The 24,144-nt window shown below is 70.1% G+C and carries 27 protein-coding genes and 1 tRNA gene; 13 read left to right on the plus strand and 15 right to left on the minus strand.

The annotated features are described in order from the left end of the window. Positions 1-14 precede the first annotated feature (14 nt). Together F0Q34_RS01685 and F0Q34_RS01690 are read right to left on the minus strand one after the other, a co-directional pair. Positions 15-1,724, minus strand: a complete 1,710-nt coding sequence (locus F0Q34_RS01685) for a methyl-accepting chemotaxis protein (RefSeq protein WP_149810398.1) — start codon at positions 1,722-1,724, stop codon at positions 15-17. Between the two features lie 82 nt (positions 1,725-1,806). After that, entirely contained in the window at positions 1,807-2,811 is a 1,005-nt protein-coding gene (locus F0Q34_RS01690; protein WP_149810399.1) for a DUF2891 domain-containing protein, read from the minus strand. 137 nt (positions 2,812-2,948) lie between these two features. Between F0Q34_RS01690 and F0Q34_RS01695 the strand changes: the two genes are divergently transcribed. Then, on the plus strand, positions 2,949-3,551 hold the full coding sequence (locus tag F0Q34_RS01695) for an NUDIX hydrolase (RefSeq protein ID WP_149810400.1): 603 nt from the start codon (positions 2,949-2,951) through the stop codon (positions 3,549-3,551). Here the strand turns inward: F0Q34_RS01695 and F0Q34_RS01700 are convergent. After that, positions 3,529-4,638, minus strand: coding sequence for a DNA topoisomerase IB (locus F0Q34_RS01700; RefSeq protein ID WP_241665258.1), 1,110 nt, complete (start codon positions 4,636-4,638; stop codon positions 3,529-3,531). The two genes, F0Q34_RS01695 and F0Q34_RS01700, sit on opposite strands and share 23 nt — an antisense overlap. 47 nt (positions 4,639-4,685) lie before the next feature. After that, a complete protein-coding gene (locus tag F0Q34_RS01705) occupies positions 4,686-5,921 on the minus strand; it encodes an acyltransferase family protein (RefSeq protein WP_161600754.1) in 1,236 nt (411 codons plus the stop codon). Between the two features lie 148 nt (positions 5,922-6,069). On the opposite strand from F0Q34_RS01705, the gene F0Q34_RS01710 reads away from it, so the two are divergent. Together F0Q34_RS01710 and F0Q34_RS01715 are read left to right on the plus strand one after the other, a co-directional pair. Further along, positions 6,070-6,390, plus strand: coding sequence for a DUF962 domain-containing protein (locus F0Q34_RS01710; RefSeq protein ID WP_149810402.1), 321 nt, complete (start codon positions 6,070-6,072; stop codon positions 6,388-6,390). 70 nt (positions 6,391-6,460) lie between these two features. Beyond that, entirely contained in the window at positions 6,461-7,078 is a 618-nt protein-coding gene (locus F0Q34_RS01715) for a ribonuclease HII (protein ID WP_149810403.1), read from the plus strand. 101 nt (positions 7,079-7,179) lie between these two features. On the opposite strand, the gene F0Q34_RS01720 is transcribed toward F0Q34_RS01715, so the two are convergent. After that, positions 7,180-7,254, minus strand: a tRNA-Val gene (locus F0Q34_RS01720). A gap of 132 nt (positions 7,255-7,386) precedes the next feature. On the opposite strand from F0Q34_RS01720, the gene F0Q34_RS01725 reads away from it, so the two are divergent. Continuing rightward, the gene (locus F0Q34_RS01725; protein WP_149810404.1) at positions 7,387-8,265 is read left to right on the plus strand and encodes an N-formylglutamate amidohydrolase; all 879 of its coding nucleotides are present in this window, start codon (positions 7,387-7,389) and stop codon (positions 8,263-8,265) included. A gap of 319 nt (positions 8,266-8,584) precedes the next feature. Here F0Q34_RS01725 and F0Q34_RS01730 read toward each other — a convergent pair whose 3' ends face one another. Continuing rightward, complete coding sequence (locus F0Q34_RS01730) at positions 8,585-9,115, minus strand: carboxymuconolactone decarboxylase family protein (protein WP_149810405.1); 531 nt, start codon at positions 9,113-9,115, stop codon at positions 8,585-8,587. A gap of 176 nt (positions 9,116-9,291) precedes the next feature. Beyond that, positions 9,292-9,864 carry a peroxiredoxin gene (locus F0Q34_RS01735; protein WP_149810406.1) on the minus strand — a complete coding sequence of 191 codons (573 nt, stop codon included), beginning with the start codon at positions 9,862-9,864 and terminating at the stop codon, positions 9,292-9,294. A 141-nt stretch (positions 9,865-10,005) separates the two neighbouring features. On the opposite strand from F0Q34_RS01735, the gene F0Q34_RS01740 reads away from it, so the two are divergent. The 4 genes from F0Q34_RS01740 (at position 10,006) to F0Q34_RS01755 (ending at position 14,106) form a co-directional block, all read left to right on the plus strand. Then, on the plus strand, positions 10,006-10,992 hold the full coding sequence (locus F0Q34_RS01740; RefSeq protein ID WP_149810407.1) for a hydrogen peroxide-inducible genes activator: 987 nt from the start codon (positions 10,006-10,008) through the stop codon (positions 10,990-10,992). A gap of 134 nt (positions 10,993-11,126) precedes the next feature. After that, positions 11,127-11,252: a type B 50S ribosomal protein L36 gene (gene ykgO / locus F0Q34_RS01745; RefSeq protein WP_120639961.1), complete on the plus strand. Its 126-nt coding sequence runs from the start codon at positions 11,127-11,129 to the stop codon at positions 11,250-11,252. A gap of 159 nt (positions 11,253-11,411) precedes the next feature. Next, the gene (locus F0Q34_RS01750; RefSeq protein WP_149810408.1) at positions 11,412-12,890 is read left to right on the plus strand and encodes an FAD-linked oxidase C-terminal domain-containing protein; all 1,479 of its coding nucleotides are present in this window, start codon (positions 11,412-11,414) and stop codon (positions 12,888-12,890) included. Beyond that, entirely contained in the window at positions 12,883-14,106 is a 1,224-nt protein-coding gene (locus F0Q34_RS01755) for an FAD-binding protein (RefSeq protein ID WP_149810409.1), read from the plus strand. Before F0Q34_RS01750 ends, F0Q34_RS01755 begins: the two co-directional genes overlap by 8 nt. A gap of 59 nt (positions 14,107-14,165) precedes the next feature. Here the strand turns inward: F0Q34_RS01755 and F0Q34_RS01760 are convergent, their stop codons facing one another. After that, positions 14,166-14,858: a winged helix-turn-helix transcriptional regulator gene (locus F0Q34_RS01760; RefSeq protein ID WP_149810410.1), complete on the minus strand. Its 693-nt coding sequence runs from the start codon at positions 14,856-14,858 to the stop codon at positions 14,166-14,168. 149 nt (positions 14,859-15,007) lie between these two features. Here F0Q34_RS01760 and F0Q34_RS01765 point away from each other — a divergent pair, with 149 nt between their 5' ends. Then, positions 15,008-16,189: an acyl-CoA dehydrogenase family protein gene (locus F0Q34_RS01765; protein ID WP_149810411.1), complete on the plus strand. Its 1,182-nt coding sequence runs from the start codon at positions 15,008-15,010 to the stop codon at positions 16,187-16,189. Positions 16,190-16,196: 7 nt separating this feature from the next. Here F0Q34_RS01765 and F0Q34_RS01770 read toward each other — a convergent pair whose 3' ends face one another. Together F0Q34_RS01770 and F0Q34_RS01775 are read right to left on the minus strand one after the other, a co-directional pair. Further along, the gene (locus tag F0Q34_RS01770) at positions 16,197-17,597 is read right to left on the minus strand and encodes a CoA transferase (protein ID WP_149810412.1); all 1,401 of its coding nucleotides are present in this window, start codon (positions 17,595-17,597) and stop codon (positions 16,197-16,199) included. 75 nt (positions 17,598-17,672) lie between these two features. Then, positions 17,673-17,915, minus strand: a complete 243-nt coding sequence (locus F0Q34_RS01775) for a hypothetical protein (protein WP_149810413.1) — start codon at positions 17,913-17,915, stop codon at positions 17,673-17,675. Between the two features lie 129 nt (positions 17,916-18,044). On the opposite strand from F0Q34_RS01775, the gene glcF reads away from it, so the two are divergent. After that, positions 18,045-19,355, plus strand: a complete 1,311-nt coding sequence (gene glcF, locus F0Q34_RS01780; RefSeq protein WP_149810414.1) for a glycolate oxidase subunit GlcF — start codon at positions 18,045-18,047, stop codon at positions 19,353-19,355. 8 nt (positions 19,356-19,363) lie between these two features. On the opposite strand, the gene F0Q34_RS01785 is transcribed toward glcF, so the two are convergent. Beyond that, positions 19,364-19,552, minus strand: coding sequence for a soj family protein (locus tag F0Q34_RS01785; RefSeq protein WP_149810415.1), 189 nt, complete (start codon positions 19,550-19,552; stop codon positions 19,364-19,366). Positions 19,553-19,637: 85 nt separating this feature from the next. Continuing rightward, positions 19,638-19,847: a hypothetical protein gene (locus F0Q34_RS01790; protein ID WP_149810416.1), complete on the minus strand. Its 210-nt coding sequence runs from the start codon at positions 19,845-19,847 to the stop codon at positions 19,638-19,640. Positions 19,848-20,134: 287 nt separating this feature from the next. Here F0Q34_RS01790 and phbB point away from each other — a divergent pair, with 287 nt between their 5' ends. After that, the gene (phbB, locus tag F0Q34_RS01795; protein WP_149810417.1) at positions 20,135-20,857 is read left to right on the plus strand and encodes an acetoacetyl-CoA reductase; all 723 of its coding nucleotides are present in this window, start codon (positions 20,135-20,137) and stop codon (positions 20,855-20,857) included. Between the two features lie 60 nt (positions 20,858-20,917). On the opposite strand, the gene F0Q34_RS01800 is transcribed toward phbB, so the two are convergent. Then, the gene (locus tag F0Q34_RS01800) at positions 20,918-21,277 is read right to left on the minus strand and encodes a phage holin family protein (protein ID WP_149810418.1); all 360 of its coding nucleotides are present in this window, start codon (positions 21,275-21,277) and stop codon (positions 20,918-20,920) included. Between the two features lie 127 nt (positions 21,278-21,404). Between F0Q34_RS01800 and yddG the strand changes: the two genes are divergently transcribed. Both yddG and F0Q34_RS01810 read left to right on the plus strand, forming a co-directional pair. Then, positions 21,405-22,496, plus strand: coding sequence for an aromatic amino acid exporter YddG (gene yddG / locus F0Q34_RS01805; protein WP_241665260.1), 1,092 nt, complete (start codon positions 21,405-21,407; stop codon positions 22,494-22,496). A 99-nt stretch (positions 22,497-22,595) separates the two neighbouring features. After that, positions 22,596-23,075 carry a glutathione peroxidase gene (locus F0Q34_RS01810; protein WP_149810419.1) on the plus strand — a complete coding sequence of 160 codons (480 nt, stop codon included), beginning with the start codon at positions 22,596-22,598 and terminating at the stop codon, positions 23,073-23,075. Positions 23,076-23,087: 12 nt separating this feature from the next. Here F0Q34_RS01810 and F0Q34_RS01815 read toward each other — a convergent pair whose 3' ends face one another. Next, positions 23,088-23,696 carry a class I SAM-dependent methyltransferase gene (locus tag F0Q34_RS01815; RefSeq protein ID WP_149810420.1) on the minus strand — a complete coding sequence of 203 codons (609 nt, stop codon included), beginning with the start codon at positions 23,694-23,696 and terminating at the stop codon, positions 23,088-23,090. Then, positions 23,693-24,142 (minus strand): cupin domain-containing protein, encoded by a 450-nt coding sequence (locus F0Q34_RS01820; protein ID WP_149810421.1) that lies wholly within the window; start codon positions 24,140-24,142, stop codon positions 23,693-23,695. The genes F0Q34_RS01815 and F0Q34_RS01820 overlap by 4 nt, the downstream gene beginning before the upstream one ends. Positions 24,143-24,144: the final 2 nt, after the last annotated feature.

The following is a 24,144-nucleotide window of genomic DNA, read 5'->3' on the forward strand; positions in this document are numbered from 1 at the left end:
CTGCCGGCCGCTCGCTATTGCTGATTCAGCCGCCGGCCGGCCTCGGCGGTCGAGCTGCGCACCACATGCACCAGCTTCGACTGCAAGGCCCGCGTGCTGCCGGCCATGCGGCCCACTTCCCCCTGCACCGTCGCGGCCTGCTCGCCGGTTTCGGCGGCGATGCGCGAAACGTCGCCGATCAGCCGCGCCACATCCTGCACCGCCATGGCGGTCTGCTGCACGTTGCGGGCGATCTCCTGCGTCGCGGCGCTCTGGCTTTCCACATCGGCGCCGACACCGGCGGAAACCTGCTCCATCTCATGGACGCGCGCCGTGATGCCGGCCACCGCCTGCACCGTTTCCGCGGTGGCGCGCTCGATCCCGGTGATCTGGGTGGCGATCTCCTCCGTCGCGCGGGCGGTCTGGTTGGCGAGGTTCTTCACCTCGTTCGCCACCACGGCGAAGCCCTTGCCAGCTTCCCCGGCCCGCGCCGCCTCGATGGTGGCGTTCAGCGCCAGGAGGTTGGTCTGCTGCGCGATGCTGGCGATCAGGGAGGCGGCCTCCCCGATCCGCGTCACCTCGCTGCGCAGGTGCTCGATCGATTGCCGTGTGCGCTCGCTTTCCGCCACGGCGCTGCGGGTGATGCCGGTGGAGCGTTCCACGCGGCGCACGATCTCCTGGATGGAGCCGGTCAGCTGGTCGGTCGCGGCCGCGACGCCCTGCACGCTGGCCATCGCCTGCTCGGCGGCGGTGGTGACGCCCTGGGCGTTGCGGCTGACCGCCCCGGCCGACGCCGCCATGCTGCCGGCCTGCTGCGCCATGCCATCGCTCATGCTGGTGATCTGCTGCACCGCCTGGCTGGCCTCGTTCTCGACCTGGGCGGCCATGTCGCTCAGCGCCGCGATGCGCTCGGTGCCGGCGCTGCGCTCCTGCAACTCCCGCACCTCGGCGGAAAAGGCCAGGCTGGCCTTCATGCCGCGCAGAAAGGCACCGATGCGGCTCAGCTCCTGCACCGGAAGGTTCTCGATCTCGCTGCCCAGCTCTCCCCGCGCCACGGCCGCGAATTGCTCGTCCAGCCGGCGCAGCGAACGGTTCAGCGTCCGCCGGAGGGACACCAGGAAGACCAGCGCCGCAACCGTTGCCAGCGCCATTCCCGCCAGGAGCGGCTGCGCGTCACCGCTCCGCAGCAGCGCGAAGCTGCCCAGGCCGGTTGCCGAAAGCACCGCCGCGAAGCCCAGCCCGGCCCGGCCGAGCATGCTGTTCCACAGCCGCGACAGCCGCGCGGGAAGGGTGGTCCGCACCACCTGGCCGTCATGCAGGCGCAGGCTGCGCAACGTGCCTTCCCGCAATCCGCGATAGGTCTTCTCGGCTTCCGCCACCTGTGCCCGGCCGGGACGGGAGCGGATGGAGATCAGCCCGGTGATGCGGCCATTCTCCATTGCCGGCGTGACATTGGCGCGCACCCAGTAGAAATCCCCGGCCTTGGTGCGGTTCTTGACGAAGCCCTCCCATGGCCGGCCGGCCTTCACCGTGGCCCAGAGGTCGGCGAAGGCCATCTTCGGCATGTGCGGGTGCCGCACCAGATTGTGCGGCGCGCCGATCAACTCCTCCCGCGAGAAGCCGCTGATCCGGATGAAGGCGTCGTTGACGAAGGTGATGCGGCCGCCGGTATCGGTTCGCGACACCAGCACCTCATCGTCCCGGAGATGGATTTCGCGATCAGTGATGGGGCCGTTGTCACGCATCTTGCACTGCCAGTCCGGGTGAGGCGCGCACAGTGCCGGCAACTGGCTGAAGAAAGCATGAAAGCAGTGCCCCGCCCGCCGTTCAGGCCTCCAGCGCCAGCACCGCGAAGCTGGCCAGCCAGTGCTCGCCCATGTAGTCGCCGGCCACGTGCTCCAGGCTGGCCTCCAGGTGCAGGGCGGCGACGCGCCGCATCAGCCCGCCGCGCGGGTCCTCCGCCGGCAGGGCTGCGGCCAGGGCGCGCCAGCACCAGGCGCGGCTGAGGTTCAGCCCGTCCAGATGCGCGATCTTGCCGTCGCCGCGGTCGCTGACGATGGCCGGGCGGAACAGGGTGGTGGGCTGCGCCGTGGCGATGCGCGGCAGGAAGCTCTCGAACCACGGCCGGAACTGCGCGGCGGGCAGCAGGCGGCGCATGGCCTCCGCCTCGATCAGCGCGGGGGACAGGAAATCGTCGCCGCCCGGCTCACCCCAGGCGGGGCAGTCCTGATCCTCGCCATACCAGCGGAGCGCGGTGCTGCGCAGCAGGTGCAGGAAGGCCTCATCCCCCGCCGCCTCGGCGTGGTCGGCGGCGAGGCGCAGGGCGAAGGCGGTGTTGAAATGGGTGCCGACGCGGACCGGATAGGTGGCCTTGGGCAGAAAGGCGCGGAAGCGGTCGGCGATGGTCAGGGTCAGCGGTTGCAGGGTCTCGGCCCAGGGCGAATCGGCATGGGCGGAAAGCTCGGCGGCCAGCTTCAGCAGCCAGGCCCAGCCATAGGGCCGCTCGAAGCCGCGCGCCGAGGGGTGGTCGAAATAGGCGCGCTCCTCCTCGATGGCGCCGGCGGTGAGGCGGCGGTCGAACAGGGCGCGGATCGCCGCCGCTTCGGGGATGTCCGGGTAGCGCCGCAGCAGATGCGCCAGCATCCAGTAGCCATGCACGCAGGAATGCCAGTCCAGGCTGCCGAAGAACACGGGGTGCAGCGCGGCCGGGGTGCGCGCATCCTCCGGCCCGGCCAGGCCATGGGTCAGCTTGTTGGGGTATTCGCGCTCAACATGGCCCAGCGCGATGGCGGCGAAGCGGCTGGCCAGGGCCTCGGTCAGGGTGGCGGTCATGGCGTCATCCTCGGTGCGGTTGGCGGGGAAGGGTGTAGGCCGCTGCGGGCGGGCTGATAAGGCCCGGAGCGGCGCGGGCGCGATTGTCATGCTGCCGCGATGGACGATGCGGCGGCGGGCGCCCCATGCTGGGCCGCATGAAGGACTCGCCCCCCGATCTCGCTCCCGATCCTGTTCCCTGGGCCGTGCTGTCGAGCCGCACCGCGCTGCGCGACCGTTGGATCCATGTGACCGCCGATGCCTGCCGCGACGCGCGCGGCAACATCCTCGACCCGTTCTACACCCTGTCCTATCCGGACTGGGTCAATGTGGTGGCCATCACGCCGCGGGATGAGCTGGTGCTGGTCCGGCAATACCGCCATGGCGCGCGGCGGCGGACGCTGGAACTGCCCGCCGGCGCGGTGGACCCGGGGGAAACCGACCTCGCCGCCGCGGCCATGCGCGAATTGCGGGAAGAAACCGGCTTCGTGGCGCCGGCGCCCCGCCTCACCTCCAGCCTGTTCCCCAACACCGCCACGCATCGCAACCGCACCCACACCGTGCTGGCGCTGGACGCCGAATGCCGGGCCGAAACGGCGCATGAGGCGGGGGAGGACATTTCGGTGGAACTGTGGCCGCTGGACCAGGTGCTGCGCGGGTTGCCCGAGGGCCTGCTGGCGCAGTCCATGCACGTTTCCGGCCTGTTGATCGCGCTGCGGGCCGCAGGCCGGCTCGACTTCAGCCTTTCGCCGCGGCGCTGAGGCGGCGGCGGAGAAAGGCCAGCACGGCCGCTTCCTCCGGCTTCAGGGCGGGCAGGTCGTCGCGCAGCTCCGCCTCGACCTCGCGCTTCACCTGCAGGGCCAGCTCGCCGCTGAGATAGCTGTCCAGAACCTCGGGATGGACATAGCATTGGCGGCAGATGGTGGGCGTGTTGCCGAGGCGGGCGGCGGCCTGCTCGATCGCCGCCTTCAGGTTGCGCTTCGCCGCCGCCTGGCTGTCGAAGCGCTCGAATTCGGACAAGGCCAGGGCCGCCAGCACCGTGCCGGCCCAGGTGCGGAAATCCTTGGCGGTGATGTCCTCGCCCGTGATCTCCCGCAGATAGTCGTTGACGTCGGATGAATCGATGCTGTGGCGCTCGCCTTCCTCGTCCAGGTACTGGAACAGGTCCTGGCCGGGCAGGTCCTGGCAGGCGCGCACCACCTTGGCCACCCGCCGGTCCTGGATGGACAGGCGCCATTCCTTGCCGCTCTTGCCACGGAAGTTGAAGCGCAGCGTCTGCCCCTTCACCGCGACATGCCCGTCCCGCAGCGTGGTCAGGCCGTAGGATTTGTTGGCCTGGGCGTAGTCGTCATTGCCGACGCGGATCAGGGTGGTGTCCAGAAGGTGGACCACGGTGGCCAGGACCTTCTCGCGGCCCAGCCCGCGCGCCGCCATGTCCTCCCGCACCCGGGCACGGATCGCCGGCAGGGCGCGGGCGAAGCGCATCACGTGATGGTACTTGTTGGCATCGCGGTGGCTGCGCCAGTCGGGATGGTACCGGTACTGCTTGCGGCCCCGGGCATCGCGCCCTGTGGCCTGGATGTGGCCGTTCTCGAAAGGGCAGATCCAGACATCGCGATAGGCGGGAGGAATGGCGAGCTTGTTCAGCCGCTCGATCCGCTTGCGGTCCCGGATCGGCTCGCCGGCGGGATCGCGGTAGGACCAGCCCTTGCCGCTGCGGCGGCGGGTGATGCCCGGCCGGGTGTCCGAGACATAGCGCAGGCCGGCCGCCCTGGCTTCGGCGATCGCCTCCACCGGCGGGGCGGAGCGGGGCGGCGTCTCGGCCCGCGCGGGCATTTCGGTCAACATCGCCTTGCATTCCCCGGTGGCTGCGGAACTGGAACCGGGAAAACGCTTCAGGGCGGCAGGGGATGCTGGCTGTGATGCTGCCCTGGATGCTGGCTGACGGTCCGGCCCTGATGCAGCCTCGCCGCCCGCTGCCGGGGCGGCACGCCGTTGAACAGCATCAGCAGCAGCGGATGCCGCCGGATCACGAGATGCACCCCCAGCGACAGAAGCAGGCTGCCGATGGTGAGCAGGGTGAACTGCACCAGCGCCGGCAGGCCGGTGTCCCGCAGCAGCAGCACGCCGAAAACAATGAACACCTGGTGGAACAGGTAGATGGTGAAAGCCCCATCCACCGCGCCGCGCGTGAGCGGCGTTTCCCAGTCCAGCCACTTCCGCATCGCCGACATCAGCACATGCGACATCATGATGCCGACCAGAGGCATCAGGAAATACTTCATGGCGCGGGGCAGATCCTGGTCCTGCGACTGCACCAGGCACAGCGTGACGGCCAGGGCGAAGGCCAGCACCCAGCTTGGCCAGTGGATGGTGGTGAAGCGTTGCAGCCATTGCGGGTAGCAGGCCAGCAGGGCACCGAACAGGAAGGCGGGCGCATGGCCGGCGGTGCGGGCCAGAACCAGCATCCCGTAGGCGGTGCTGTTGATGTCGAGCACCACGAACGCCATCACCGCGCCCAGGGAGGCGCAGCCGGCGATCGGCAGCAGCAGCCAGTAGCCCAGCCTGAAACGGCCGGCGAAGGCTTCCGCCCCCTCGATCACGCGCCGCGCCCGGACATGGTCGATGAAGCGCCAGGCCAGCGCCAGGAGCGAGCAATAGATCAGCAGGTCGAACAGGAACCACAGATGCGCGACCCATGGCTCCCCGGGCACCGAGAAAAGGGCCCAGAAGGCCTCACCCACGCCCTCGGCGCCGGCGGCGCCGCCGCGATCCAGCGCCATGGCCAGCATCATCAGCGGATTGAGCAGAAGCGCCGCGGTGATCATCGGCACGCCGATGCGCAGCATGCGGTTGCGCCACCAGGGCAGGGCGCCCTTCCGGCGCAGCAGCAGGGCGGCGAAGAAGCCGGCGATGAGAAAGAAGGCGGGCATGCGGAAGGTGTGGCTGAACTGCGACGCCCAGCTCAGGAGAACGGATTTTTCGTTTTCCGAAACGACCATCCAGCCATGGAGGACCGAATACGCAAGCGCCGCATGGTAAGGCACGCCCAGCAGCATCAGAAACGCGCGCAAATTGTCGAGGTAATGCAGCCTGCCCACTGTCCAAGCTGTTTTGTCTGTCGGGGCCATAGTCGAGATTATCCATGCGGTTCCCAGTGGGAGTTCTTTCGGCCTGGAAGGCTTCATCAGCAACCCGATAGAACAATTTGTCACGTGAAAGTCAGTCGGCCCTTTTCGTTACTGCCGTGGCCGCGCTTGGGCGGAAGGAAGCCATGCCATGACCTATGACGAGTTCTGGGGCCGCTACCTTCGGGCGCATAGCAGGCCCTCGACCCGGCTGCTGCATTTCGCCGGCAGCCTGCTGGCGCTGGCCCTGCTGCTGGCGGGGCTGTTGACGCTGGACTGGCGGCTGCTGGTACTGGCGCCCGTGGTCGGCTACGGCTTCGCCTGGGCGGCGCATCTGGGGCTGGAAGGCAACCGGCCGGAAACCTTTGGCCACCCGCTCTGGTCGCTGGTCAGCGATTTCCGCATGCTGGGCCTGTGGCTGAGCGGGCGGCTGCCAGCGCATCTGGCGCGGCATGGCGTCGGGCGCGGCTGAGCACCTTGCCGGCAGGCCACGCGACCGCTTATGGCGCTGTGCGATGAACCGAGCCCGGAGCGGAGCCTGAATGCCGGATTACGCGCTGGAGCGCCAGGCCGGCGGCCGTGTCGCGGGGGTGGACGAGGCCGGGCGCGGCCCCCTGGCCGGGCCGGTCATGGCGGCGGCGGTGCTGTTCCATGCCGAGCCGCCGAACACCCTCGCCGCCCTGCTGGACGACAGCAAGAAGCTGGATGCCGCGAAGCGGGAAGCGGCCTTTGGCGTGCTGATGGCGGCCGCGCGCGCGGGGGTGCTGGATTACGCCCTCGGCGCCGCCAGCACCGCCGAGATCGGCCGGCTGAACATCCTGCGCGCCACCCATCTGGCGATGTGCCGCGCCGTGGCGCGGCTGCGCACCGCGCCGGAGGTGGTGCTGGTGGATGGCAACATGCCGCCGCCGCTGGATTGCGCCGTGCGCTGCGTGGTGGGCGGCGACGGGCTGAGCCTGTCCATCGCCGCCGCCTCGATCCTCGCCAAGGTGACGCGGGACCGCGCCATGACGCGGCTGGACGGGCGCTGGCCCGGCTATGGCTTCGCCCGCCATGCGGGCTATGCCACGGCGGCGCACCGGGCCGCGCTGCAGAAGCTGGGGCCATGCCCGCATCACCGGCGCGGCTTCGCGCCGGTGGACCAGCTGGTGCTGCTGTAGGGCAGCCAAACGCGCCGCATACGGCAAATCGGGACGATGGGAAGGAAACCATTCCTCCGGCCACGCGATCAGGCCAGGGAGGAGGGAGAGCATTGCCGGGATGGTGGGCGCGACAGGGATTGAACCTGTGACCTTCCCCGTGTCAGGGGGACGCTCTCCCGCTGAGCTACGCGCCCATCCGGTCGGGCCGGCTCTCTATCGCGCCGGCGCGGCGGGGGCAAGGGGTGGCGTGACGGTGCAGCCGAAAAAGGCCGAGCCCCGCCGAAATCGTGACAGCGGCGCGCCGCTGTGGCTTCATTCGAGGAACAATGGACCTTCCGATGCCGCGCCATGCCGAGCTGCCACAGCCCGGCCCCTATCAGCTTCACCGTCCCGCCTATCAACGGGCGCCGCTGGTCTTCGCCTCGCCCCATTCGGGGCGGGACTATCCGGCCGCCTTTCTGGCGGAGTCGCGGCTCGATGCCCTGGCAGTGCGCCGCTCGGAGGACAGCTTCGTCGATGAGATCTATGCGGCCGCCCCGACGCTCGGCGCGCCGCTGCTGGCGGCGACCTTTCCGCGTGTCTACTGCGATGCCAACCGAGAGCCCTGGGAACTGGACCCGGCGATGTTCGATGGGCCGCTGCCGGCCTGGGTGAACAGCGCCAGCCCCCGGGTGGGCGCCGGCCTCGGCACCATTGCCCGCGTCGTCGCCAGCGGCGAGCCGGTCTACCGGCGCCGCATTCCCTTTCGCGAGGCGGAGGACCGGGTGCAGCGCTGCTGGCAGCCCTACCACGCCGCGCTGGGATCGCTGATCGCGGAAACCAAGGCCGAATTCGGCTGCTGCCTGGTGATCGACTGCCATTCCATGCCCGCCCATCCGGGCCAGCCAGGCGGCTCGCCGGACATGGTGCTGGGCGACGCCCATGGCACAGCCTGCGCCCCACGCGCCGTGCGCCGGGTCGAGGAGCAGCTCTGGTCCATGGGCTACCGGGTGCGGCGCAACGATCCCTATGCCGGCGGCTACGTCACCCGCCATTACGGCCGCCCGCGGGAAGCCGTGCATGTGCTGCAGATCGAGATGGCCCGCTCGCTCTACATGAACGAGGCCAGCATCGAGCGGCTGCCGCGCATGGCGACACTGCAGCGGGATGTCACCGCCATGATCGCGGCGCTGATGGCGATGGACTGGGATTTCCTGCGTGGCTGAACGGTGCCGCCGCTGCGCCTCCCCTTTTGCCAGGCGAGAGGCAAAAAAAAGGCGATGCCGAAGCATCGCCGAGTTTAGGGAGGAAACGTCCAAGAAAGACAGCCGCACAGCGTACTGTGCTGCTGTGAGGAGATAGATAGGTCCGAGGTCGTTCGTGCGCAAGTGTCTTTTTGCGCTGCGAAAGGCCATATGCATGCAAACGAGTTATGGGCCCATGCCGGTGTCGCATGGCTTGGCCGGAAGCGTTGTGCCACAACGAAAAAAGCCCCGCGCGGGGCGGGGCTTCGATGGGGCGGAACCCCGGCGTCGGAGCGCGAACTCAGGCGGCCAGCGCGTCCTCGCCATCCAGCACGGCGGCGACGGCATGCACCACGGCGGCGATGCGCACGGCGGCCTGCACGGCTTCCTTCGACAGCCCGCCATGCAGCACCACCTTCTCGTGGCTTTCCATGCACATGCCGCATCCATTCACGGCGGAAACGGCCAGCGACCACAGCTCGAAGTCGGCCTTCTCGACGCCCGGCTTGCCGATGATGTTCATGCGCAGCCTGGCCGGCATGTTGCCGTAGTCACCGCCCACCAGATGCACGAAGCGGTAATAGACATTGTTCATGCCCATGATCGCCGCCGCGGCCTTGGCCGCCGTCAGCGCTTCGGCGGAAAGCTTCGGGCCGAACTCGGCCACCAGCGCCTTGGAAACCTCGGCATTGCGGCTGGCCAGGGCGCTCGCCACAAAGGTGCCGGCAAGCTGCTGCTCGGTCAGCACCGGCTCCGTGGACAGGCTGCCCAGGTTCAGCTTCAGGTCGCGGGCATAGTCGGGCAGGCGGTTGCGCAGGGCTTCGAGCGACATGCGAAGGAAACCTCCGGTCAGGGTCAGGTCGGGTGATGGGGAAGCGTCGGGGGAAGGACAGGCCCGCCGCGGGCGAGGTCCGCCCGGATGGCCGGGAACCGCATGGGCCGGGGCTGCCCGAACAGCGCCGGCGGGGCCGCGGCCCCGCCAGCCGGTTCCCGCCTGGGCGCGAAGCCTCAGGCGGCCTTGAACAGCTCGTCCGGCTTCAGGGTGTCGCCGCCCTTGTTCCAGTTGCAGGGGCACAGCTCGTCCGTCTGCAGCGCGTCGAGGATGCGCAGCACTTCCTGCGGGTTGCGGCCGACATTCAGGCCGTTCACCGAGGCCCACTGGATGGTGCCCTCGGGGTCGACGATGAAGGTGGCGCGCAGCGCGACGCCCTCGTTCTTGTCGAGGATGCCGAGCGCCGAGGACAGCTCGCGCTTGGTGTCGGCCAGCATCGGGATGGCTAGGTCGCGGATGTCGCTGTTGTGGACGCGCCAGTTCAGGTGGACGAACTCGCTGTCGGTCGAGGCGCCGTACAGCACCGCGTCACGATCCGCGAATTCACCGTTCAGCTTGGCGAAGGCGGCGATCTCGGTCGGGCAGATGAAGGTGAAGTCCTTCGGCCAGAAGAACACGATCTTCCACTTGCCCGCGTCGCTCTCGCTGGAGATCTCGGTGAAGGACTTGCCGGGACCTTCCAGGCCCTCCGGGCCGCCCTTCACGGCGTTCAGCTTGAAAGCGGGGAACTTGTCGCCAACCGTCAGCATGCGTGGAAATCCCTCATGGCTGTTCACAATCGTCCGGGGCTGGCCGACACTGGAGTCGGCGCTCCGTTCACGGGGCTTTTATGGATGCTGCACTGCACATATGCCAATGAATTGTTTTTGCACGAATGATCGCCCCTCTCGATGAGTTCCCTGCCAAGCCCGCAACAGCTCCGCTATCTGGTGGCGCTGGCTGATCTCGGCCATTTCGGGCGTGCCGCCGCTTCCTGCGCCGTCACCCAGTCGACCCTGTCGGCCGGCATCATCGCGCTGGAACGGCAGCTGGATGCCGCGATCCTGGAACGCGGCCCGTCCAAGCGGCCGGTGTTCACGCCGCTGGGCATCGATCTGGTGAAGCGCGCGCGCGGCGCGCTGGCGGCCCTCACGGCGGTGGTGGAAACCGCCGCCGCCGCCCGCGATCCGTTGTCCGGCCCGCTGCGGCTGGGCATCATCCCGACGATCGGGCCATTTCTGTTGCCGCGGCTGATGCCGGCGCTCCGTTCCGCCTTTCCCCGGCTGCAGCTCTGGCTGCGGGAGGACCTGACGGAGCGGCTGGGCGAGGATCTCGCTTCCGGCCGGCTCGATCTCCTGCTGCTGGCCCTGCCCGTGACGCTGCCCGACGTGGAAACGCTGCGAATCGCCGAGGACCCGTTCCTGGTCGCCCTGCCGCCCGGCCACCGCCTGGCCAGGGAGGAGGCGGTGCCGCCGGCCGCCCTGGGCGGCGAGCGGCTCCTGCTGCTGGAAGACGGCCACTGCCTGCGCGACCATGCCTTGTCGGCCTGCGGGCGGCCCGGCGCCAGCCCGGCGGCGGGGGACAACTTCGCCGCCACCAGCCTCCATACGCTGGTGCAGATGGTGGCGGGCGGCCTGGGTGTGACCCTGCTACCGAAGCTGGCCGTGGAAGGCGGCGTGCTCGCCGGCACCCCCGTGGTGGTGAAGCCGCTGGCCGAGCCGCAGGGCCGGATGCTGGGCCTCGCCTGGCGCACCCGCTCGCCCAGGGTGGCGGATTTCCGCGGCATGGCGGAAACCATCGCCCATGCCGTGCTGGACGCGGAGGCGAAGGAAGCTGCGGGGACCGAGCCCCCAGTCAGGGCGAAGGGACCGGCCAGACGGACCACGCTGCCGGCATAGTCCGGTGCGCCGGAAGCGTTGCCGGTGGGCCGGCGCCCTGGTCTTTCCGCCTTTCGCCGGCCGGGCCAGGCGTGCCGTTATGGTTGACTCAGGCACCGCCAGACCGTAAACGCGCCCGCTCGAAGAGGGTGGCCATGAAGATCCGTAACAGCCTGAAGAGCGCCAAGACGCGCGACAAGAACTGCGTGGTGGTGCGCCGCCGCGGCCGCTTGTACGTGCTGAACAAGAAGAACCCCCGCATGAAGGTCCGCCAGGGCTGATTGCGGCGGCCGCCGGCGCGCGGCCACCAAGGGTTCGATGATCTGGAAGCGACGCCGGGGCCTTTGCGCTCCGGCGTCGTTTTCGCATCCGGGCCTTGCTTGTGTTGCGCGGGCCGGCGCCGCATCTTCCCGGCAAGAACGGGAAGGAGCCGCTTCGCCATGATCGCATTGCCGGAGCCGGATGCGGCGGTGCTCGCCCGGCGGGACGTCATCCTGCGGGATCTGCGCACCCTGGTGCCGGACGGTCCTTTCGGGCCGGGCGTGATCGGAGATGCCATCAGGCTGCGCGCCTATGAGACGGATGGGCTTTCGGCTTATCGCCAGCCGCCGCTCGCCGTGGTGCTGCCCACCTCCACCGGGGAGGTCGCCGCTGTGCTGCGCTACTGCCACCGGGAGAAGATCCGCGTGGTGCCGCGCGGCGCAGGCACCAGCCTGTCGGGCGGCGCCCTGCCGCTGGCCGATGCGGTGGTGATCGGGCTGATGCGGATGAACCGCATCCTGGACGTGGATTTCGCCGATCGCCTGGCGGTGGTGGAGGCCGGGGTGACCAATCTCGGCATCACCCAGGCGGTGGCGGGGGAGGGCTTCTTCTACGCCCCCGATCCTTCCTCCCAGCTCGCCTGCATGATCGGCGGCAATGTGATGATGAATTCGGGCGGCGCGCATTGCCTGAAATACGGCGTCACCGCCGGCAACCTGCTGGGCGTCACCTTTGTCACGATGGAGGGGGAGGTGGTGCGCATCGGCGGCGGCCACCTGGATGCCGCGGGCTATGACTGGCTGGGGCTGATCACCGGCTCGGAAGGGCAGCTCGGGCTGGTCACGGAGGTAACGGTGCGCATCCTGCGCGCGGCCGAGGGCGCGCGGGCCATGCTGGCGGCCTTCCGCTCCAACGAGGTGGCGGGCCAGGCGGTGGATGCCATCATCGGCAGCGGCATCATCCCGGTGGCGCTGGAATTCATGGACCGGCCGGCGATCCATGCCTGCGAGGCCTTCGCCAATGCCGGCTACCCGCTCGACGCCGAGGCGATGCTGATCATCGAGGTGGAGGGCGACACCGCCGAGCAGGACGACCTGCTGGGCAGCATCGCCGCCATCTGCAACCGCTTCGACCCGATCTCCCTGCGCGTGGCGGAAACCGCCGAACAAAGCATTGCCATCTGGAAGGGCCGCAAGGGCGCCTTCGGCGCGGTGGGGCGGATCAGCCCGGACTATCTGTGCATGGACGGCACCATCCCGACCGGGGAGCTGCCGCACGTCCTGAAGCGCATCGGCGAGATGTCCGACAGTTACGGCCTCAAGGTCGCCAACATCTTCCATGCGGGGGACGGAAACCTGCACCCGCTGATCATGTTCGACGCCAATGACCCGGAAAGCTTCCGCAAGGCCGAGGCCTTCGGCGCCGACATCCTGAAGCTGTGCGTCGAGGTCGGCGGCTGCCTGACCGGCGAGCATGGCGTCGGCGTCGAGAAGCGCGACCTGATGAACGTCCAGTTCACCGAAACCGAACTGCGCCAGCAGCGCGCCATCAAGAGCGCCTTCGATCCCGACTGGCTGCTCAACCCGGCCAAGGTGTTTCCGCTGGAAGGCAATCCCGCCCTGGCGCCGCGCATTCCCGCGGTCGTGCCCCATGGCTGAGCGGCTTTGCCCCCCCGATGAGGCCGGCGTGATCGAGGCGGTGCGGCAGGCGGCGGCGGATGGCACGCCCCTGGCGGTGGAAGGCAATGGCTCCAAGCGCGCCATGCTGCGCCCGGTGCAGGCGGGGCGGACGCTGTCCACCGCCGCCTTGTCCGGGATCACGCTGTACCGGCCGGCGGAGCTGATCCTGTCCGCCCGCGCCGGCACCCCGCTTGCCGAGATCGAGGCGGAGCTGGAGCGGCACAACCAGATGATCCCGGCCGAGCCGCCGGATTTCGCCGCGCTGTTCGGCCACGCCATTCCTTCCACCATTGGCGGCATGGTCGCGGCCAACCTGTCCGGGCCGCGCCGCATCGGGCCGGGCGGCGCGCTGCGCGACCAGCTGCTCGGGATCCGCATGGTGACCGGCCATGCCGAGCTGGTCCGCTCCGGCGGCCGCGTCCACAAGAACGTCACCGGCCTGGACCTGTGCAAGCTGCTGGCCGGCAGCCATGGCACACTGGGCGTGATGACGGAGGTGACGCTGAAGCTGGTGCCGCGGCCGGAAGGCAGCCTGAGCCTGGCCGTGGCGGTGCCTGGCCTGGAGGAAGGGATCGCCGCGCTGTCCGCCGGGCTGGGCAGCCCTTATGGCGTCACCGGAGCGGCCCTGTTGCCCAGCGGCATACCGAGCGGGATGCCCATCGGAATGCCTGGCGGGCCGTCGCTTCCGGGCAGCCCCGTGGCGGTGCTGCGGCTGGAGGATTTCCGGCGCTTCCTGCCGCGCCGGGCGGAAGCGCTGCGCGGCCTGTTGTCCCGCTTCGGCGATGTCCAGCTAATCGGGGAGGAAGACTCCGCCGGCCTTTGGCGCCAGGTGCGGGACGCGGCGCTGCTGGAGCCGGCGCCGGACCAGATGGTGTGGCGCATCTCTGTGCGGCCTTCCCGGGCGCCCGACCTGGCGCGCCGGCTGGATGCGGCCTTCGAGGCCCGCCTGTTGCTGGACTGGGGTGGCGGGCTCGTCTGGGCCACAGGCTCGGCCAGCATCGCGGCGCATGAGGCGGTTGTGGCGGCGGTGGCGGAGGCGGGCGGCGTGTTCACCCTGTTCCGTGCCCCGGACCCCCTGCGGGCCGCCGTGCCCGTGCTGCCGGCCGAGGCGGTGGCGCTGGCGGCGATCGCCGGGCGGGTGAAGGCGGCGCTGGACCCGGCGGGCGTGCTGAACCCCGGGCGGATGCGGGCCTGACAGCGCGAAGGCCGGGGCGGGGCCGCCGGCATCAGCCAGGAGCCTGTTGCCCTTGCGCGCTACTGGACCCGCCTCGCTTCGCCGGCGAAGGGGCTGAGGCCGAGCCATTGCTGCATGCTGCGGGCGACCTGGCTGTCGCCCAGCAGCTCGATCCGCCCCGTCTCGACCTCCCGGTGGACGGAAGACAGGCCCATCCAGATGGCGGTCATGCTGCGCAGCGGGCCCGTCACCACGAGGTCGACCTCGAAGCCCGGATCGAAGCCGCAGAGATCCACCATCTCGCGATCGACCACCAGCCACCAGTTCCGCCTGTTTTCGGGCAGTTCGGGATACTGGAACTGAATCGTGCAGCGCCTCGGCGGCAGCGGCTTCGGGTTGAGGTTGCGCCGCATGTCCCACATCAGCAGCGAAGGATCGAGGTTCTTCAGGGACAGGCGGGAATCGACCCAGCGCTGGCCCCAGAAGCCCATCCCCAGGACAATCGGGCGCAGATCCTCCCCGGCCGGCGACAGGCGGTATTCGGTGATGCCCCTGTTGTTCACGCCCGTGAGCACGATGCCGGATCGCTCCAGTTCCTTCAGCCGCTTGGACAGTAGGGCGGGGGACATGCGCGGCACGCCGCGGCGTAAGTCATTGAACCGGGTGGTGCCGCAGAGAAGCTCGCGGATCAGCAGCACCGTCCAGCGCGAGCACAGGATCTCGGAGGCCATCGCCACCGGGCAGAACTGACCATACCCGCCGTGATCGGTCATGGAGGACCTCATGGCTGTCCTGGACCGCCAGCCGTATGCGCGGGGCCGGCCGGGAACGCAGGTGGATGATACAGTTCCTGAACTGGAAAAGTCACGAGAACGGAACAATCGTGCCTCGCGCCCGGCAAGGGCCCCAGGAGGATCCCGTCATGACCATCACCATCAGTCCCGCTGAAAGCCAGGCAACCACCGGCAGCGCTTCCACGGGCACCCCCATCGCCACGCCCGCCGAACGGGCCGCCCGGCTTGTTCCCCTGCTGGCGGAAGGCGCCGCGGCGGCCGATGAAACCGACAGCTTCGTCGCCGGGAACTACGCCCTGCTGAAGCAGGCCGGACTGGTGGAGGCGGGCGTGCCCGCCGAGCTGGGGGGGCAGGGGGCGGGGCTCGCCGAGTTGTCCGAGATGCTGCGGATACTGGCGCGGGGATGCAGTTCCACAGCCTTGGCCTTTTCCATGCACACGCATCAGGTCGCGGTGCCGGCCTGGCGGTGGCGGCAGCAGAAGCTGCAGGCGGCCGAGCCCTTGCTGCGCCGGGTCGCCGCCGAGCGCATCATCCTGTTGTCCAGCGGCGGGTCCGACTGGATCGGCGGGTCGGGGGAGGCCCGCCGGGTGGAGGGCGGCTACCGCATCTCGGGGCGCAAGGCCTTTTCCTCCGGCTCCCCGGCCGGCGACCTGATGATGACCGGAGCGGTGCTGCATGAGCCGGAAGGCGAATCCGTGCTGCATTTCGCCGTGCCGATGAAGGCGCCGGAGGTGCGGGTGCTGGACAATTGGCGCGCCCTCGGCATGCGCGGCACGGGTTCCAACGATGTGCTCATCCAGGACCTGTTCATCGCCGACGCCCAGGTCGCGCTGAAGCGGAAGGCGGGCGAATGGCACCCGTTGTTCCACATCATCGCCACCATCGCCTTTCCGCTGATCTATGCCGTGTATCTGGGCGTCGCCGAGCATGCGCGGGATGTCGCCGTGGATCTCGCCCGGAAGCGGCCGCCGGGGGAGGATGCGCTGCAATTGGCCGGCCGCATGGACACGGCGCTCCAGGCGGCGCGGCTGGCGCATGGCTGGATGCTTTCCGCCATCGAGCGCCACCCGCCCTCCGCCGCCAGCGTCAACGAGGTGATGATCGGCCGCGCCCTGGTGGCCGAGAATGCCATCCGCGCGGTCGAACTGGCCATGGAGCTGGCGGGCGGCGCAGGGTTCTGCCGGGCCAGCGGGCTGGAGCGGCTGTTCCGCGACATCCAGGGCGCGCGGTTCCATCCGCTGCAGGCGGGGCCGCAATCCCGCTATGCCGGGGCGATGGCCCTGGGGCTGCCGGTGGACCGCATCTTCTGAAGGCTGGTCAGGTCCAGCGGGCAGGATGGCTGCCCAGCGGCATGGAGGGCCGGTCCCAGCGGGGCGGGGTCGCCTCCATCGCCGCCGCGTGGCGGAGGGCGGTGAGGCGGCCATAGCCGCTGTCGCTCTCCTCCAGCAGGTCGGCGATGTCCTCCTGCGTCGGGTCCGGGGCGGCGAAGCCGTCGGAAAGGCGCCCCAGGCCGCGCAGCCATTGCCCGGTTCCGGCCAGCGAAACCCGCACCAGCCAGGAGCCGCCTTCCTCCGCCCGGCGCAACAAGGCCGCCATGATCGCCAGCGCCAGGAGATAGCCCGAGGCATGATCCAGCGCCTGGCATGGCAGGGGGCGGGGCTTGTCCGGCGTGCCGGCCGCATCGGCCTCGGCCTGGTTGAAGCCGGTGGCGGTCTGGACAAGGGAATCGAAGCCCCGGCGCCCCGACCATGGCCCCATCGGCCCATAGGCGGAAAGCGACGCATAGATCAGCCCCGGCCGCAAGGCCGCCGCCTGGGCGGGGCCGAAGCCCAGCCCGTCCAGCGCGCCAGGGCGGTAGGATTGCAGCAGGATGTCGGCATCCCGGACCAGTCCGGCCATGCGCGCCGCTTCCGCCGGGCTGCGCAGATCCAGCCGCGCGGTGCGCTTGCCGCGATGCGTGTCCATTTCCAGAGCGGGAAGGGAGGGCAGGTGGGCGGCGCTCAGATGCAGCACATCCGCTCCATGCGCCGCGAGGCAACGCCCGGCCACCGGCCCGGCGATGACCCGGGTCAGTTCCAGCGCCCGCAGCCCGGATAACGGTTGCGCGCCAGCCGGTGGCAGAGGCACGGGGGAGGCGTCGCCAATCCGTTCCAGGGTGAAGGGCTTCTGCCCCGTCAGCGCGGCGGCCTGCGGATGCGCCTGCCAGTTGGCATCGTCGCGCAGCATGGCGACGCACAGCCCGGCCTCGGCGGCCTCCGCCTCGAACTCGGCGGCGCGGCGGGCCAGCAGGGCGGCGGCGACGGCTTCGCGGGTGGCGGGAATGTTGCCGAGCAGGGCCAGCAGGCCATCCCGGTGGTGCGGGAAATTGGTGTGCAGCCGCACGCTGCCGCCATCGCCGCAGGGATACAACCCGGCAATGGCATCCCAGGGATCGGGCGGCGCCTGCCCATCCAGGCGGAGGTGGCGCTCGCTGCGGAACTCGGCCAGGGCGTGGCGCTGATCCACCGCGATGCCTTGTTGCGGGCCTCCGCGCCGGCCATGGATGGCGGCGGCGGCCAGGGCGGCGGCGGCGATGCTGGATTGCGCCGCCGCTCCCACCCGGAAGGAGGAAGGGAGGCCGGGCTCCGTGCCCGTCAGGGTCGCGGCATCCGCCAGGGCCGCCGGGAAGCCGGCCTCATGCAGCAGGGCGCGAAGTGCGGCGTGGGCGGGGCTGGGCATGGCGCGGCTCCTTCGGCGGAAGGTGGGGCAGGAGCGATTTTCCGCCCGGCTCGCCGCCGCGGCAAGCCGCCTTGCTCAACGCCGCCGCGGCAGGGCGTCGGGCCGGCGCGGCGGCTCGGCATCCGGGCCGGCGGCGACAGCGCCGGTGCGCAGCAGCAGGGCATGGCGCGCGGCCTCGGCATCGCCGGCAGGCGGACGGGCCAAGGGCAGGGCGGCGGCCGCCGGGTTCGCGGAAGGCAGGTCTGAGGATGGAAGCGGCATAACAAGCTCCAGCAGCTGGTGCCGGGTGGCGCCGGCAGGCGTCTCGGGACGCGACAAGCCGCCCTATATCCCATCGAAATGAAGATAATGGTAACAAAATGAGCAGCTCCTGCGGTCGCGGGGCGTTGCCTTGCGGCGCCGCCGCTTCCCCGTCACCTTGCAGGGGGAGAGAAACGGATCGTCGCGATGCAAACCAGCTTCACCGATGCGCAGCTTCAGGACCCGGATACCCGGTCCTCCAACACCATCCTGCGGACCTGCGTGCATTGCGGCTTCTGCACCGCCACCTGCCCCACCTTCGTGCTGCTGGGCGACGAGCTCGACAGCCCGCGCGGCCGCATCTACCTGATCAAGGACATGCTGGAGAAAGGCGCGCCGGCCACCGAGGAGGTGGTGCGGCATGTGGATCGCTGCCTGTCCTGCCTGTCCTGCATGACCACCTGCCCTTCCGGCGTGAACTACATGCACCTGGTGGACCACGCGCGCCGCTATATCGAGGAAAGCTATGCGCGGCCCTGGCCGGACCGCATCCTCCGGCGCGTTCTCGGAACGGTGCTGCCCCGGCCGGGGCGCTTCCGCCTCGCTCTCGCGGCGGCCCGGCTGGGGCGGCCCTTGCAGGCGCTGCTGCCCGGACAGGGCCCCACCGTGAAGCGGTTGCGCGCCATGCTGCAACTCGCGCCGGCGCGTCTCCCGCCGGCCGGCAACAGCGCCGCGCCGCGCATCCATCCGGCGGAAGGCACCCGGCGCGGCCGCGTCGCGCTGCTGACCGGCTGCGCGCAAACGGTGCTGGCGCCTTCCATCAACGAAGCCACCATCCGGCTGCTGACGCGCATGGGGATCGAGGTGGTGGTGACCGCCGACCAGGGCTGCTGCGGCGCCCTGAACCACCACATGGGCCAGCATGATCCCGCCATGGCGCTGGCCCGCGCCAATATCGACGCCTGGAGCCGCGAGATCGACGGAGAAGGGCTGGATGCGATCGTGGTGAACGCCTCGGGCTGCGGCACTACCGTGAAGGATTACGGCTTCATGTTCCGCGCCGAGCCCGGCAACTGGCCGGAGCGCGCCGCCCGGGTGGCGGAGCGCACGCGCGACATCTCAGAAGTGCTGCTGCAATTCGGCTATGAGCCCAGCCGGCCGGGGCCGGGGCTGACCGTCGCCTACCACGCCGCCTGTTCCCTGCAGCACGGGCAGAAGGTGACGGCGGCGCCGAAGCAATTGCTGGCGAAGGCGGGCTTCACCGTGCGCGAGCCGGCCGAGGCGCATCTCTGCTGCGGCTCCGCGGGCACCTACAACATCATGCAGCCCGAGATCGCGGCGCAGCTGCGGGACCGCAAGCGCGCCAATCTGGAGCGCACGGGCGCCGTGCTGGTCGCCAGCGGCAATATCGGCTGCCTGACCCAGCTGGGGAATGGCAGCCTGCCGGCGATCCATACGGTGGAGTTGCTGGACTGGATGGCGGGCGGCCCGCCTCCGGCCGGGCTTCCGGCCGCCTGAATTCCGCCTCAGGCCGCCAGCTTGCGCGAAGCGGCGTTCCGCGCCAGCACGGCCATGGCCTCGGCCACCAGGGCGGCGGCTTCCTCGGAGCCGGCATCCTGGCAGACGCGCTCGGCATGGCCCAGCAGGCGCAGGGCGGAAGCCAGGTCGCGTTGCGCCGGATGGGTCCAGAAGACCGCGGCGATCGGGGTGTCCATCGGGAAGGGCCTGTGGGTTGGTGTTGCGCTGCGGGCAGGCGCATACACGTCCCGCCACGCCAGGGCCAGAAAAAGATGCCTTGCGCTATTGCAGCGAAGGCGTGGTGCCCAGGACCCCGTCCGGGGCTTCCGGCAGCAGGGCGGCGGCCATCGCCGTGTGGCGCGCCGCATCCAGCGCGCCAAGGCGGCGGCATTCCGCCTCGACATAGGAAAGCATCATCAACAAGGCCGTGCGGTCGATCCGCTTCGGCTCAGCCTGTCGGTGGCGGGCAGAGGGTGCGGCAAAGGCGGTCATCGTGTCCGGCCTGAAAGGAAGGCGGCGGAGTTGCCGTCGTTCACAAATTCGCGATTACGCGGATTCAACGCGCTCTGCAACCAACAAGTGTAGGAGTCGCCGATGTTACCGTGCGGTGTTGCATTTCTGCACGACCTCACAAGCACACCAAACCGGACTTATTCAACCGCCCGTTCAGCTTTCGGTCTTGATCCGGCGCAGAAACGTGACATCCCGCTTGCTGGTGTGTTGCGATGGATGGGCGGCGCCTTGGTGGCGGCCGCCAAGCGATAAGGGAGGATAGGCCTATGGCACGAGTGGCCCTGGTCACCGGGGGGCAGCGCGGCATCGGCGCGGCAATCAGTGAGCAGTTGCAGAAGGCCGGCCGCAAGGTCGTGGCTTCCTATGCCGGCAATGACGCGGCGGCGGCGGCCTTCACCGACCGCACCGGCATCCCGACCATCAAGTTCGACGTGTCGGACTTCACCGCCTGCCAGGAGGCGGTGGCGAGGATCGAGGCCGATCACGGCCCGATCGAGGTCCTGGTCAACAATGCCGGCATCACCCGCGACGCGACCATGAAGCGGATGGACCGCAGGATGTGGGACGAGGTGATCGACACCAATCTCGGCTCCTGCTTCAACCTGTGCAAGCTGGTCTGGGATGGCATGAACAGCCGCAAGTTCGGCCGCATCGTGAACATCGGCTCCATCAACGGCCAGGCGGGGCAGTATGGGCAGGTGAACTACGCCGCCGCCAAATCGGGCATCCATGGCTTCACCAAGGCGCTGGCGCAGGAAGGGGCCAAGCTGGGCATCACCGTCAACGCCATCGCGCCGGGCTATGTGGATACCGAAATGGTCCGTGCCGTGCCGGAGGACGTGCTGCAGAAGATCATCGCCCGCATCCCGCGCGGGCGGCTTGGCACCGCGGATGACATCGCCCGCGGCGTCTGCTTCCTGACCGCCGACGAGGCGGATTTCATCACCGGCTCGACGCTGTCGATCAACGGCGGCCAGCACATGTACTGACGGCCGGGCGGGGCCGGTGCTGACGGCCGGGCGGGGCATCGGGCCCGCCCGGCCTGCCACTCAGCGATTCGCGACGGCCTCGCGGTCGGCGATCAGCCGGTTGGCGGCCCAGGACACCAGCGCGACGATGATGGCCCCGAAGAAGGCGGCCCAGAACCCGTGCACCTGCATCCCCGGCATCACCAGCGCCGTCAGGCCCAGCATCGCCGCGTTCACCACCAGGGTGAACAACCCCAGCGTCACCAGGTTCAGCGGCAGGGTCAGCAGCATCAGCACGGGACGGATCAACGCGTTGACGATGCCGAACACGATGGCGGCGATGATGGTCGCCACCGGGCCGCTGAAGCTGATGCCATCGATCAGGTACTCGGCGACCCAGAAGCCGATCGCGGTGATCAGGGTGCGCAGCAGGAATCCCATGGTTTTGCTCCGTTGGGTGAACCGATCAGGCAACGCAGCTCGGCCTTGGCGGTTTCCGGGGCCGCCTGCCCGCCGGGCTGGGTTCAGCCGCAGTTGTGAATGAAATGTCATGCTCAGGCCATGGGATATGGTGCGCCCCCGCCGGCTGTTCGTGCGGCTTCCGCAGGCGGGTTCCGTTCCGCGGCGGGAGATGCGAAAGGCGCCCCGCACGGGCGCGGCACGGTTCATGTGCTTTCCGGGCAATCCCGAGGGCGATCCCCAGGGCGACGGCACCCTGGCCGTCGCCACGTCCTGCCGGAACAGGAGCGATGTTGTTCATGAGGCCATCGATGCGGGGCATGCGGCCTTGACCGGGAACACCACCAGGGCGGCCAATTGGGCCGGCTGCGGCGCCATGCTGCTTTGGGCCTTTCTGGGCCTGCTGGCGAAGCTGGCGGCCGGCCTGCCGCCCTTGCAGGTGACGGCGATGGCCATGGCCGTGGGCGGAATGCTGGGGCTTGGCGTCACCATGGCGCGGGGGCGCCTCGGCCGGCTCCGGCAAGGGCCGCTGGCCTGGTTCCATGGCGTGGCGGGCCTGTTCGGCTACCACGCCCTGTATTTCGCCGCGCTGGCGATGGCCCCGGCGGTTGAGGCTAACCTGGTGAACTATCTCTGGCCGCTGCTCATCGTGCTGTTGTCGGCACCGTTGCTCGGCCTGCCGCTCGGGGCGCGGCGGCTGGCCGGGGTGGGCCTGGGCTTCGCCGGCTGCGCCCTGCTGGTGGGGCAGGGGGCGCATTTCCCGCCCGGCGCGGTGCCGGGCCTGCTTTGCGCCGCCGCGGGCGCGGTGGTCTGGGCGACCTATTCCGTCACCGCGCGCCGGCTGTCCGTGGTGCCGACCGAGGCGGTGACCGGCTTCTGCCTCGCCGCCGCCCTGTTGGCCGGATCGCTCCACCTGGCCTTCGAGAACACCGTGCCGCCGGACGGGCAGCAGGCCCTGGCCGTGCTGCTGCTCGGGCTGGGGCCGGTGGGCGGGGCCTTCTTTCTGTGGGATGCCGGGATGAAGCGGGGCGATCCGCGGCTGCTCGGCACCCTGGCCTATGGCATTCCGGTATTGTCCACCATGCTGTTGCTGCTGGCGGGCGAGGGGGTGCTGGACCTGCGGGTGGGCATGGCCGCCCTGCTGGTGGCAGGGGGCGGGCTGCTGGCTTCCTGGCCAGGCCGGCGCAGCGCTCCGGCCTGAAAAGGGCGCCTCTCCGGCAAGGCCGTTTCAGGGGCCGCGCGCTGGACCTTTGGGGGGCTGGCCCTATCTCTGCCCCTCGAACCGCAGGGAAGATCGCCGATGTCCGAGTTGTACGGCCTCACCGCCCGCCGGAACGATGGCCGTGACACGCCATTGTCCGAATTCCAGGGGCAGGTGCTGCTGATCGTCAACACCGCCAGCCGCTGCGGCTTCACATCGCAATATGCTGGGCTGGAAGCGTTGCAGCGGAAGTTCGGGCCGCGCGGCTTCCAGGTGCTGGCCTTTCCCTGCAACCAGTTCGGCGGGCAGGAGCCGGGTGACGAGGCCAGCATCGCCAGCTTCTGCAGCACGAAGTTCGACGCCACCTTTCCATTGTTCGCCAAGGTCGAGGTGAATGGCGCCGGGGCGCATCCCGTGTTCCGCTACCTGAAGCAGGCCGCACCCGGGCTGCTGGGCAGCGAAGGCATCAAATGGAACTTCACCAAGTTCCTGGTGGACCGCCAGGGGCGGGTGGCGGGCCGCTTCGCCCCGACAACCAAGCCCGAGGCGATCGAGGCCTCCATCCTGCCGCTGCTCTGAGGCGGTCCTTTCTCAGGCGGCGCGTCGCCAAAGGCCGCGCACCAGCTCCGCATGGCCCTGGTGGCGCGAACCCTCCTCCAGCAGCACGGTGCCTTCCAGGCATTCCAGCATTTCCAGCCCGGCGAAGCAGGCTTCGGCGTCGCCACGGCGCCAAAGCAGGGCCGGGTCCCGGGGACCGCCGGCGCGGCGGCCCTCGGGGGCGGGTGCGAAGCCTTCCAGCAGCAGCAGCCCGCCCGGCGCCAGGGCCCGGCAGGCACGGGCGGCGACCTGGGCACGGTCGGTGGGCGGCAGGTGGACGAACACCCAGGCGATCAGGTCGAAGCATGCCTCCGGCCAGTTCCAGCGCGTCAGGTCGGCGGTGACGGTGTTCATGGCCACGCCGCGGCGCGCGGCCAGGGTGCTGGCATGGCGCAGGCCGGTGGCGGACCAGTCCACCGCCGTCACCATCAGGCCCTGGGTCGCGAGCCAGACCCCGTTGCGCCCTTCGCCGTCGCCAAGCGCCAGCGCCGCCATGCCGGGGCGGAGGCGGGGGCCCAGGCTTTCGAGGTAGCGGTTGGGCTGGTCCCCGAACAGCCAGGGCTCCGCCCCGTAGCGGCTGTTCCAGGCATCCGCATCGCTCACGCGCCGCCTCCTGGCTTCCATCCCGGTGGCGCCAGGGTGAAGCCCGCGAAATCGAAGGCGGGGGAAACGGTGCAGCCCACCAGCGTCCAGGCGCCGAGCGACTCGGCGGCCTGCCAGGCTTCCGGCGGCACCAGGGCAAAGGGTTCCTGGCCCGCCGACAGGTCGGGGCCGAGCAGCGCTTCCCGCCGCAGCCCGTTGCCGGCCACCGACAGGCGCAGCGGCGCGCCGGCATACCAGTGCCACGCCTCGGCGGCGTCCACCTTGTGCCAATGGCTGCGCTCGCCGGCGGCCAGCAGGAAGTAGATGGCGGTGCCGGCGCCGCGCCCGCCATCCGGCGGGGCGTCGCGCCAGATCTCGCGGTAATGCCCGCCCTCGGGGTGAGGGGACAGGCTGAGGGCGGCGATCACCGCCCGGGCCTCCAGCCCGGGCTCGCGGAGGTCGAACATGG

Origin of the sequence: Teichococcus oryzae (genome assembly GCF_008386565.1) — a bacterium.
In the GTDB taxonomy this organism is placed as follows: domain Bacteria; phylum Pseudomonadota; class Alphaproteobacteria; order Acetobacterales; family Acetobacteraceae; genus Pseudoroseomonas; species Pseudoroseomonas oryzae.

Bases quoted from the DNA above. Each gene is read 5' to 3' on its own strand.
- F0Q34_RS01685 (WP_149810398.1), bottom strand. From the start codon at position 1,724: ATGCGTGACAACGGCCCCATCACTGATCGCGAAATCCATCTCCGGGAC.
- F0Q34_RS01690 (WP_149810399.1), bottom strand. From the start codon at position 2,811: ATGACCGCCACCCTGACCGAGGCCCTGGCCAGCCGCTTCGCCGCCATC.
- F0Q34_RS01695 (WP_149810400.1), top strand. From the start codon at position 2,949: ATGAAGGACTCGCCCCCCGATCTCGCTCCCGATCCTGTTCCCTGGGCC.
- F0Q34_RS01700 (WP_241665258.1), bottom strand. From the start codon at position 4,638: ATGTTGACCGAAATGCCCGCGCGGGCCGAGACGCCGCCCCGCTCCGCC.
- F0Q34_RS01705 (WP_161600754.1), bottom strand. From the start codon at position 5,921: ATGGCCCCGACAGACAAAACAGCTTGGACAGTGGGCAGGCTGCATTAC.
- F0Q34_RS01710 (WP_149810402.1), top strand. From the start codon at position 6,070: ATGACCTATGACGAGTTCTGGGGCCGCTACCTTCGGGCGCATAGCAGG.
- F0Q34_RS01715 (WP_149810403.1), top strand. From the start codon at position 6,461: ATGCCGGATTACGCGCTGGAGCGCCAGGCCGGCGGCCGTGTCGCGGGG.
- F0Q34_RS01725 (WP_149810404.1), top strand. From the start codon at position 7,387: ATGGACCTTCCGATGCCGCGCCATGCCGAGCTGCCACAGCCCGGCCCC.
- F0Q34_RS01730 (WP_149810405.1), bottom strand. From the start codon at position 9,115: ATGTCGCTCGAAGCCCTGCGCAACCGCCTGCCCGACTATGCCCGCGAC.
- F0Q34_RS01735 (WP_149810406.1), bottom strand. From the start codon at position 9,864: ATGCTGACGGTTGGCGACAAGTTCCCCGCTTTCAAGCTGAACGCCGTG.
- F0Q34_RS01740 (WP_149810407.1), top strand. From the start codon at position 10,006: ATGAGTTCCCTGCCAAGCCCGCAACAGCTCCGCTATCTGGTGGCGCTG.
- ykgO (WP_120639961.1), top strand. From the start codon at position 11,127: ATGAAGATCCGTAACAGCCTGAAGAGCGCCAAGACGCGCGACAAGAAC.
- F0Q34_RS01750 (WP_149810408.1), top strand. From the start codon at position 11,412: ATGATCGCATTGCCGGAGCCGGATGCGGCGGTGCTCGCCCGGCGGGAC.
- F0Q34_RS01755 (WP_149810409.1), top strand. From the start codon at position 12,883: ATGGCTGAGCGGCTTTGCCCCCCCGATGAGGCCGGCGTGATCGAGGCG.
- F0Q34_RS01760 (WP_149810410.1), bottom strand. From the start codon at position 14,858: ATGACCGATCACGGCGGGTATGGTCAGTTCTGCCCGGTGGCGATGGCC.
- F0Q34_RS01765 (WP_149810411.1), top strand. From the start codon at position 15,008: ATGACCATCACCATCAGTCCCGCTGAAAGCCAGGCAACCACCGGCAGC.
- F0Q34_RS01770 (WP_149810412.1), bottom strand. From the start codon at position 17,597: ATGCCCAGCCCCGCCCACGCCGCACTTCGCGCCCTGCTGCATGAGGCC.
- glcF (WP_149810414.1), top strand. From the start codon at position 18,045: ATGCAAACCAGCTTCACCGATGCGCAGCTTCAGGACCCGGATACCCGG.
- F0Q34_RS01785 (WP_149810415.1), bottom strand. From the start codon at position 19,552: ATGGACACCCCGATCGCCGCGGTCTTCTGGACCCATCCGGCGCAACGC.
- F0Q34_RS01790 (WP_149810416.1), bottom strand. From the start codon at position 19,847: ATGACCGCCTTTGCCGCACCCTCTGCCCGCCACCGACAGGCTGAGCCG.
- phbB (WP_149810417.1), top strand. From the start codon at position 20,135: ATGGCACGAGTGGCCCTGGTCACCGGGGGGCAGCGCGGCATCGGCGCG.
- F0Q34_RS01800 (WP_149810418.1), bottom strand. From the start codon at position 21,277: ATGGGATTCCTGCTGCGCACCCTGATCACCGCGATCGGCTTCTGGGTC.
- yddG (WP_241665260.1), top strand. From the start codon at position 21,405: ATGGTGCGCCCCCGCCGGCTGTTCGTGCGGCTTCCGCAGGCGGGTTCC.
- F0Q34_RS01810 (WP_149810419.1), top strand. From the start codon at position 22,596: ATGTCCGAGTTGTACGGCCTCACCGCCCGCCGGAACGATGGCCGTGAC.
- F0Q34_RS01820 (WP_149810421.1), bottom strand. From the start codon at position 24,142: ATGTTCGACCTCCGCGAGCCCGGGCTGGAGGCCCGGGCGGTGATCGCC.